Origin of the sequence: Microcoleus sp. K5-D4 (genome assembly GCF_036704575.1) — a bacterium.
GTDB lineage: Bacteria > Cyanobacteriota > Cyanobacteriia > Cyanobacteriales > Microcoleaceae > Microcoleus.
The window spans coordinates 26,541-36,756 of record NZ_JAUBSD010000079.1 but is presented as its reverse complement, the minus strand read 5'-3'; the positions used below and the strand labels follow the sequence as shown (position 1 = coordinate 36,756).

Here is a 10,216-nt window from a genome sequence, read left to right as displayed (position 1 = left end):
GCCAATTCCTACTCCCACGCCGATTCCTACTCCCACGCCGATTCCTACTCCCACGCCGATTCCTACTCCCACGCCGATTCCTACTCCCACGCCAACACCGACTCCGACTTCGACAACAACTCCGACTTCGACAACAACTCCGACTTCGACAACAACTCCGACTTCGACAACAACTCCGACTCCAACAACAACTCCGACTTCGACAACAACTCCGACTTCGACAACAACTCCGACTTCGACAACAACTCCGACTTCGACAACAACTCCGACTCCGACTCCCACCCCAACTCCGACTCCAACGCCAACTCCGACTCCGACTCCCACCCCAACTCCAGATACTCCCGGTGTCATTATCATTCAACCACTTGGCAGTACCAACGTACTCGAAAGCTTGGGCAGCGATATATACAAAGTGCGACTAAATACTCAACCAACTGCTAATGTCACCGTCGCCATTACCCCTGAAACTCAAGTTACTGTCAGCCAACCTGCCCTTACTTTTACTCCCGCCAATTGGAATGTCGCTCAAACGGTAACGGTGACTGCTGTTGACGATGCAGTTGTTGAGGGCGATCGTGTCAGCCCAATTAGCCACGCCACTAGCAGCACAGACACATTGTATAATAATCTAGTCGCCTTTCTCACAGTCAATATCAGCGATAACGATAACTTAGGCGATATCAAAACCTTGTTGAAAAAGTCAGTAATCGGTTTGACAGACAAGGACGATCGCATCACAGGATCGGCATTAAACGACATGATCCACGCACGCCGCGGCAATGACTATCTTGATGGCAAAGCAGGGGATGACTTGCTTTACGGACAAAAAGGTGATGACGGTATTAGCGGTGGCGATGGCAATGACATTATTTTTGGCGGCCAAGGCATTGAATTTATTCAGGGTGACGGCGGCTTTGACTTGATTTACTCAGGTAAGGAAAGCGATCGCATTTACGGAGGCGATGGCGACGATATATTGTTTGGCGACGGGGGCAATGACTACTTATTTGGAGAAATGGGGGCCGACACTCTCACAGGCGGATTGGGTTTTGATGTGTTTGCGATCGCGATCGGCACGGGTTCAACAGACTTAGCCTCTGCTGATGTGATTACTGATTTTACCCTCAATCAAGACAAAATTGATTTAATTAGCCCCCTTGCTTTTAGCCAGTTAAATATTTATCAAGGAACAGGCGCTTTTGTTAGCGATACGTAAGGATTCAGGTCACTGAACTCCTTGCTGGGCAAAGACTTTAGATCTGGAGCTTGATGCTAAATAAATCTCTATTCTCAATAAAAGACCAAAAATGACAGTTTTTCGTCCTTTATTGACAATCAACCACGAAAGGCAAAAACCCTTATTTTGCCCTACAACCCTTGCCAGACAAGCGTTGGAGCCGCAAGTTTTTAGACCTGAATCCTTACAGCGATACTATAATTCAGTATCAGGTAACAGGGGAATATTTAGCTGTCTTGAAAGGAGTCACTGCCAGCAGTATAGTTCAAGCAGTAACTTTTTAGACTTCCTATGTTGTGGCACTTTAGCGCTTTAGCGCTACAACATACCTACCCGATTTTGATCGCCTAGTTTGTAGGGTGTCTCAGCAGTCGATCGCACTTTTGCTGTGATTTTCAGGCATAGCAACCGCTTAATGTAAATTGTGTAGCCTGTCTTTGATTTTTGTGCGAGTCAACAATGCAGACTCACAGCGTTCCCAGTAAATTTTAGCCACGCGATCGCCCGGATTCTGACGCCAACATTCGGAAAACAGCCGCGCCGCTTCAAATAACTTCCCTTCCGAGTAAAGTGCCCTAGCTTCTGCAAACAATTCCAGCGTAGCTAACTTGGCCTGTTTAATTTCTGGCGGATCTGCATCAAACACCTCATAAATCGTCACAGCTTCGGATTTGCCCTTGACTTTTACCGTATCGAGAGTGCGGATTGCGTACTGGGATGGATTTTTCAGGCGCGTATAAGTTGGCTGGGTAATTAATAGCGCCACCCCATAATTTTTCGTCAAACTTTCTACACGAGAAGCTAAATTCACCGCATCGCTGATTACCGTCCCGTCCATGCGATTTGGTCCTCCCACAGTTCCCAGCATCAAAGAACCCGTATTAATCCCAATCCCAATCTGAATCGGCGCACAGCCAGCGTTAGCGCAGTATTCATTGTATTCAGCGAGGCGGTGCAGCATAGCAATTCCCGCTTTCACCGCATTATCCGCTTCCCCACTAAACAGCGCCATAATCGCATCGCCAATATATTTGTCAATAAACCCCTTATTTTCATTAATGACGGGTTCCATGCGACTGAGATAAGAATTGATAAATTTGAAATTATCCTCCGGCGTCATAGTTTCCGAAAGCGTGGTGAAGTCGCGAATGTCGGAAAACAACACCGACATTTCTAACTGCACTTGGTCGCCCAATTCCACATCAATGATGCTTGATTTCTCTAAAAACTGGAGGAATTGATGGGGAATAAATCGCTCGTAAGCTTTGTTTAGTTGAGCCAGCCTGCTTTCATTTTTGCGTACTTCTGTATAAAGCTTAGAATTTTGAATCGAGATAGCTGCTTGTCCAGATAACACTTTTAATAGTTCCACTCTTTCAGGGGTAAAAGCACCCGCTGTTAGATTATTTTCTAAGTAAACAATACTAATGATTTGAGATTGGTTAATCAGCGGCACACATAAAATTGATTTGGGCTGATGCTTTCGGATGTGGGTGTCGTTGGTAAATTGTCCCGATCGCGCAGCATCATCTAGTACCACGCTTTCTTGAGTGCGACTCACATAATTGACAATTGCGGAGGAAAGTTCTTGACAGGTTTCAACGGGGATTGACTGCAACACGGTGACGAGTTCGTCATCGATTTTCCCTTCAGCTTCAATGAACAGTTGTCCCTGGCTTAACAAAATCAGATAGCCTCGTTGCGCCCCTGCATTTTCCATCAAAATTTTCATCAAGCTAGACAGTAGCTTATCTAGCATAATTTCTCCAGAAATCGCCTGAGAAGCCTTCATGACTGCGGCGATATCTAGGTGATTCCCCGAACCAGTCGTTGTCATTGCTACGGTAGTTTGGGTGTTGTTCCTTCCCGGTTGAGTTACCGCCAATAAGTGAGGATATCGCGTTTCTAAATCCGTTACCTTAGCAGTAGCTCCCCATTCAACATAACAATAATACGCATCAAATATGTAGGCTTGAGCAACTTTTGTTTTGCCCCATTCCGAGTAGAATTTGGCTGCTAGTTCGTTTGCCAGCGCTTCGTCATTAACATATTCGTTTTCTTGGGCTCCTGAAATGGCGCGATCGTACATTTCAATCGCCTCGGCTTTATTGCCCAACACCCGTTGCCGTTCTGCTTCCACTAAATACCATTTATGCAGATAATTCATCGGAGCATTTTGCGCCCACTGTTGCAGCGTGCTTTGATGGGTTTCCACTAAGGCAATAATGTCAGTTTGCTCAATGGCTGGCTGTGTGGGAAAAAGTGCCAGGTGCGTCAGGGCGGCATAAAAATGAAAAATTGGAACAAAAGCTGATCCCGATACTCCCATCAAATACTGTTTGACTTGGGTAATGTGGTCTAGGGCAGCCGTGTAATTGCCATAGCAGTAAGCAAGCAGCAGTTTGAAGATACAGGCACAGGCGATCGCCGTAAATTCATTATCCTGATAGTGCTTGGGAATCATCACCGTTTCATCGTAGGCCTCGCCTATTAACAAATCCGGCCGAGTATGGGTTTCCCTCAAGTTTTGCACCGTCTGCTGAATCATATCCAAATAAACCCGCGCAGAATATTGTTTCAACTGCGCCATTACCGCCCTATAACTTGCTATTTCTGGTTCCCAAGTGTCTAGTTCTACACCAGCGAATAAATGAGTATAAAAGCAAATATATATGTTGTAGCCAGCGTCTACAAAGTCGCCTGTTTCCATACCAAACCTATAGCCATCTTTCAGCGTCGGTATCGTTGCCAAAAGAGATTCTTGGCGATGCTGAATCCAGCCACCAAACAAAAGTAGAACTGTGGACTTGAATTCGGGCACATTCAACCTATCCAGCAATGAAAGTGCCAATTGCCCAAAGCCATAGCCAGTTTCCACCTCTTGTAAAAAGGCACATAACACCATCCCGTGCATCGCATAACCCACCGTCGATGCGGGCGCATTCCCAAAGGAGAGTGATAAACTCACCATCGTGGAGCTCAGCAGGGGCAGCAAACCGGGCATTCCCTGGAAAATGGGTGGAAACAACATACCAGACAGTTGCATAGCTGCCTGATTCTGTGGATTTGTCATCACAGGTAGGTCAACCAATTCCTCAATCTTTCTGCCGCCGAGGAGGGCGGCAAGGGCTTGTAGCGCTTTGCCAATCTTGGCTTCATCAGGTTCGGCAGGAAGTTCAATCCCCAATTGTAAGAGTGCCTCTCTTGCTACTGCGATCGTTTCTAACACCTTGCTCTGGGCTGTCTGAGCGGCAATTTTAATTTCGTAAATTTTAACTCGATCTAAAATTGTTTGGGCTTCTTGCAAAACCAGTGCTGCCATCTGTTCCATACCATCAAAGTCACCATTCAAATAGGCAGCTTCAGCGGCAGCAACATATAGATTTAGTGTCAATTCATATTGAGTTTGCCAGCATTGAGGTGTCAGTAGCTCAATTCCCGTTTGTAGATAGATATTTGCCGCAGCGTAGGCGGTAGAATTTCTAGCCTTACGTCCAGCTTCTAAGTTGAGTTGGGCTAAGGCTGAGCGTTCACTTAATTGATGGATTAACTCAATTCCTTGATTTAAATGCCCGACAATATCAAAGATTTTTTCTTCTATTTCTATCTCGGAAGAACTTTGTAGCAGTAACTGTCCGATTTTTAGATGAGTGGCTTGTTTTTGGTCGTCTGGGATTAGGGAATAAGCCGCTTGCTGGACGCGATCGTGCAGGAACTTATAAGTGGGATTAGCAACAGACTGATTCGGGGATTGAGCATCTGCTTGAATGAAGTTATAGCCTTCTGAAATCACTAAAATGAGTCCTTCTTGCAAGGCTTTCCACAGCGCTGATGCCGTTTCTTCTGGTAATTCTTCGCTGACTATTGCCACTGTCTCTAAATCAAACTGCGCCCCAATGCACGCGGCAAGTTTGAGAACATCCTGAGTTTCGGCAGGCAACTTCTGCAATTGCGCCGCCATAAACTCCACCACATCCGAGGCGTCGGCAAATTTAACTTGATTAATATCGCACTGCCATCCCCCTTTACTGGCCCCCTTACTCAGAGGCGATTGAGGGGGGTTAAAAATAATTTGACCATCTTCATGCAACGCCTTGAGGAATTGAGTCGAGAAAAACGGATTACCTTGGGTTTTTTGATAAACCAATTCTGTCAAAGGTTGAGCAAAAGATAAATCGCAAATCAGCGTATCTGCTACCAACTGATTGAGATCTGCTAAACTCAACGGTTGCAGGGTAATCGTATTCACCACTGCCCCAGACTTCACAATCTCATCCACAGTCAACATAAACGGATGAGCCGGTGATACCTCATTATCCCGATAAGCACCCAATACTAACAGATGCCCCGTATCTTCCATCAATAGTTGTAATAACTTCAAAGATGCTGAATCTGCCCACTGCAAATCGTCCAGAAACATCACCAAGGGATGTTCTGCTTGGGTAAATACTTGCACAAATTTCTGCATCAGCAGATTGAAGCGATTTTGTGCTGCACTCCCCGACAATTCTAGTGCAGGAATTTGAGGGCCAATGATGTGTTCTAATTCAGGAATTACGTCAATCAACACTTGCCCGCTCTCGCCTACTGCGGTGAGAATCAGGGTTTTCCATCTGTGTAACTGAGCGTCACTTTCTGATAACAATTGTCCCATCAGTTCCCGAAATGCTTGCACAAATGCACTGAAGGGGATATTGCGCTGGAATTGGTCGTATTTGCCTTTGATAAAATAGCCACGCTGTCGGGCGATCGGCTTGTGGACTTCGTTTACTACTGCGGTTTTACCAATCCCGGAAAAGCCAGCTACTAACATCATTTCGGCACTAGCATTACGAACTCTTTCAAAGGCCGCTAATAGATGAGCAACTTCTGTTTCTCTGCCGTATAAGTTTTCGGGAATCAGGAAATGATCTGTAAGATCCAGCGTTCCTAAGTCAAATTCTTCTATGCTATCGGTTTCTTGTAATTGAACCAGACACCTTTCTAAATCCTGCTTGAGTCCCAATGCAGTTTGATAGCGATTTTCCGCATTTTTTGCCATCAGCTTGCTGACAATTTGGGAGACAATTAGGGGAATTTCTGGCTTGATTTCGTGCGCGGGAACTGGTTGTCTGGCAATGTGGCAGTGAACTAGCTCTAAAGCGTCTTCTGTCTCAAAAGGCAGTTTTCCTGTCAGCAATTCGTAGAAAGTGACGCCGAGGGAGTAAAAGTCAGTGCGGTAATCGATAGAGCGATTCATCCTACCAGTTTGTTCCGGGGAGATGTAAGCGAGGGTTCCTTCTAAAACGTTGGGATTTTTCAGGGTTGGCATTTCTCGCGTTAGCTGAGTGGAAATGCCAAAGTCGATAATTTTAAGCTGTCCCGTTTCCGGGTTGTAAACAATATTTGAGGGGTTAATATCTTTGTGGATGATTTTGGCCCTGTGAATTTGCCCTAAAGTTTCAGTGGCTGCGATCGCCAGGAGAAGAAACTCCTTGAGGCTAAACTTTCGCTGCTGCATCCATATTTTTAAGGATTCCCCGCCAAAGTCCTCCACAAAAATCACGAGGCTATTTTGGTATTTTTGCAAGTCATAAACTTGCACGACTCCCGCCTCTTTCAGCTCTCGCGTGATACGGTATTCGGTGCGGTAGCGTAGCAATTCTTGAGGTGTGGGGTAGCTTTCTTTGAGCAGTTTGAGGATGAGTGGTTGGTGATCCGCTTCCCGGATGGCGCGGTAAACCAGAGAGTTGGCACTTTCATAGAGAAGTGTCTGGACGGCAATGCCTGGAATGGAGAGCATATTTATTTTTTTAATAAAAATTAAAGCGAAGTCAAAACGCACCGGGTTCGTTGTGTCGAGAATAGCGCTTTAAAAAGGAACAAATTATGTTTTTATAACACACTCCTAGTTTTTCGGCAGCGAAGTGGCTTTCAGATGGTCTGGCAGAGTAAGGGTAAGGAGTTATGATGCGACGTATCTAAGCCTTGTTAATTCTCAACTCCATGAATTGTCCCCGTTTCGGTTCTCCAAACATCGTTAAAAATTGTCCCACCTCCCGCGCTAAGCAAAACTTTAAATGTATATAGTGTTATAGGCAGTTTCTTTAAAACCGCAAACATCAAAGGATTTGAGAGATTAGCTTTTATTAGAAAAAGTATCTTGAGTCGCGATTATCAAAGTCACGAGGGTGTCCCCCCGCTGGTTCCAATACTATTTGTTTTTCAACAATTAGCATCAGTCCCCCGGAAATTTCAAGTAAAGTCAAAAAAACCAGCCAAGCTAACGATCCAACATGATGAAATGTAGTCGTTTGTAGGCAATAAGGGGAACAAGCAGTGGAAAGACCTGCCAATTGATGCCTTAACCAAAGAAATTCTAGCGGTTTATAGCAATCCTACATGAGTCGTAAATTTTTTACCCCACCCCACCCAGCCCTCCCCTTACTAAGGGGAGGGAGGAAGAAATTCACCAATGATTTAGGGTGGCTATATATAGGAAGTCTAGTTGAAAGGGGTGCTAAAGGTTTGTCGGATTCCCTCCCAGTAGTTGACAGACAATGTGCCGTCTATTATACAGATTTTTGAGTCGCATATAAAAAAGTTTTGCCTCGCCAGCGACACAAATCTGTCGGGAAAGATACGGGCAAAACTTCTGATCTCTAAAGATGCAAGAACTCCCTGATGTACAGGATATCTCGCTATTTTTGTAAGAAAGAGTGTTTCCTAATCTAAAAAGCTCTCCAATCGTGTGGGAGCCTTGTGGTATTTTATTCATCATTACAACGCTTCTTTATCCCTAAAAGGATTAAGAATTTTTCGTTGCTATGCAGGACTACCAGACTTTGTTCTCATGATTTTGGACAGTCATTTATCTACTTCTGCTTACCCTTCCCCGCTACAAACTCCCGCAGCCGCAACAAACTAGCCGTTTGTCCCAAATTCAGCGGCAGCAGCGACACTCCCTCCAACCGAGACTGCACCCAACCATCGCCCCAATACCACTCGTGAAATCCGTCAATTCCTTGACTCAATAACAGCCGCAGACAATTGTGCTCAACAATATCAACGTGATGCTGAACTGCCACGGGGCCCAGCCAACTTGTAAAGGTCAAACCTTGAGCAAATTCTTCCGGCAAACCGCTAGACAACTGCTGCGGCCACAGCCACTGCTGCAATTGACTCGGACGCAACAAGCTGTCTCTAATCGCTGTTTCGGAAGCTTCAAGCTCAATCCGCAGGTTGCTTTGTTGAAAATTACCGAGCATAAGAATTTTAGATATAAGTGCAAGTAACTTTAATGTAACTTATTGGACTGGTTCTAACCTCTTAGGGGCGGGCAAGAAGCCCACCCCACAAGCAGAAAATTCATCTGTTGTGGAACAGGCCCGAAAGCTTGTTCAGCCTAGAAACCCACCCCACAAGCAGAAAATTCATCTGTTGTGGAACAGGCCCGAAAGCTTGTTCAGCCTAGAAGCCCACCCCACAAGCAGAAAATTCATCTGTTGTGGAACAGGCCCGAAAGCTTGTTCTTAGAAGTTCGATCGCACACCAGGGCACATCAGGGCACATTAACGCACATCCGCCTTCATCTGCCGTTAAAGATTTAAGATCTTCGATCGCACCTACTGCCCCAGACCCGATTTTCGTATCGAACTGTTAAGCTCTGTTTCATTTCATTGAAATCTCCCCTGCTTCACGCCACCGCATCCAAAGTCCGTGATACCATCACACCTGAGTAATGCCTATAGAAAAAAACTGGAGAGAAAAGCTTTGACACTAAGGGTTGCAGTAGTAGGTTCAGGCCCTGCGGGTTCTTCCGCCGCCGAAACATTGGTAAAAGCAGGCATCGAAACATACCTATTCGAGCGTAAATTAGACAACGCCAAACCCTGCGGTGGGGCGATTCCCCTGTGCATGGTCAGCGAATTTGACTTGCCGCAAAGTATTATTGACCGCCAAGTCAGAAAAATGAAAATGATCTCCCCCTCCAACGTCGAGGTGGACATCAATATTGAAAACGCACATGAATACATCGGTATGTGCCGCCGCGAAGTGCTCGATGGCTTCATGCGCGATCGCGCGGCGTCCTTGGGTGCAAAACTGATTAACGGCACCGTTCACAAGTTAGAAATTCCCGGCAACAATACAGACCCCTATACTCTCCACTATGCCGACCACTCCGACGGCAGCGCAATGGGAATTCAGAAAACTCTGAAGGTGGATTTAGTAATCGGGGCTGACGGCGCTAACTCCCGCGTAGCAAAGGCGATCGACGCTGGTGATTACAACTATGCGATCGCCTTCCAAGAGCGCATCCGCCTGCCAGAAGATAAAATGGCTTACTACGAAGACTTAGCCGAAATGTACGTCGGCGACGACGTATCTACCGACTTCTACGCTTGGGTGTTCCCCAAATACGACCACGTAGCCGTCGGTACCGGCACGATGAAAGTAAATCAAGCCAGCATCAAAAAGCTGCAAGCAGGAGTCCGCGCCCGCGCTGCCAAAAAACTGATGGGCGGTGAGATTATCAAAGTGGAAGCTCACCCCATCCCGGAACATCCGCGTCCCCGCCGGGTTGTCGGCCGAGTTGCTCTCGTAGGCGATGCAGCAGGTTACGTTACCAAGTCTTCCGGCGAAGGTATCTATTTTGCCGCCAAGTCTGGCCGGATGTGCGCCGAAACTATTGTGGAGATTTCCAATAAAGGCGCGCGCATTCCGACTGAAGAGGAAATTAAGATTTACCTGAAGCGGTGGGATAAAGCCTACGGCATTACTTACAAAGTTCTGGACATTTTGCAGCGCGTGTTTTACCGTTCCGACGCTACTCGCGAAGCTTTTGTGGAAATGTGTGCCGATCGCGATGTGCAGAAACTCACATTCGATAGCTACTTGTATAAGACAGTAGTACCGGCCAATCCTTTCATCCAGATGAAGATTACTGCCAAAACCATTGGTAGCTTGTTGCGCGGCAATGCTTTAGCGCCTTAATTCCTT

General features: G+C 46.1%; 6 protein-coding genes and 1 pseudogene. 4 read left to right on the top strand and 3 right to left on the bottom strand.

The features are described from left to right. On the bottom strand, positions 1–351 hold a 351-nt coding region (locus QUA77_RS21800; protein ID WP_333452465.1), incomplete at its 3' end, for a hypothetical protein. A 61-nt stretch (positions 352–412) separates the two neighbouring features. Here QUA77_RS21800 and QUA77_RS21795 point away from each other — a divergent pair. Together QUA77_RS21795 and QUA77_RS21790 are read left to right on the top strand one after the other, a co-directional pair. Next, positions 413–1,216 carry a calcium-binding protein gene (locus tag QUA77_RS21795; RefSeq protein WP_333452463.1) on the top strand — a complete coding sequence of 268 codons (804 nt, stop codon included), beginning with the start codon at positions 413–415 and terminating at the stop codon, positions 1,214–1,216. Between the two features lie 161 nt (positions 1,217–1,377). Further along, a complete protein-coding gene (locus tag QUA77_RS21790; protein ID WP_333452461.1) occupies positions 1,378–1,521 on the top strand; it encodes a hypothetical protein in 144 nt (47 codons plus the stop codon). Between the two features lie 128 nt (positions 1,522–1,649). Here the strand turns inward: QUA77_RS21790 and QUA77_RS21785 are convergent, their stop codons facing one another. Further along, positions 1,650–7,019 (bottom strand): AAA family ATPase, encoded by a 5,370-nt coding sequence (locus tag QUA77_RS21785; protein ID WP_333452459.1) that lies wholly within the window; start codon positions 7,017–7,019, stop codon positions 1,650–1,652. A 465-nt stretch (positions 7,020–7,484) separates the two neighbouring features. On the opposite strand from QUA77_RS21785, the pseudogene QUA77_RS29400 reads away from it, so the two are divergent. After that, positions 7,485–7,607, top strand: a pseudogene (locus tag QUA77_RS29400) (IS1 family transposase); the annotation flags it as partial. 484 nt (positions 7,608–8,091) lie between these two features. Here QUA77_RS29400 and QUA77_RS21780 read toward each other — a convergent pair. Next, positions 8,092–8,484 (bottom strand): hypothetical protein, encoded by a 393-nt coding sequence (locus tag QUA77_RS21780; protein WP_333035963.1) that lies wholly within the window; start codon positions 8,482–8,484, stop codon positions 8,092–8,094. 505 nt (positions 8,485–8,989) lie between these two features. Between QUA77_RS21780 and chlP the strand changes: the two genes are divergently transcribed. Further along, positions 8,990–10,210, top strand: a complete 1,221-nt coding sequence (gene chlP, locus QUA77_RS21775) for a geranylgeranyl reductase (protein ID WP_242723505.1) — start codon at positions 8,990–8,992, stop codon at positions 10,208–10,210. Positions 10,211–10,216: the final 6 nt, after the last annotated feature.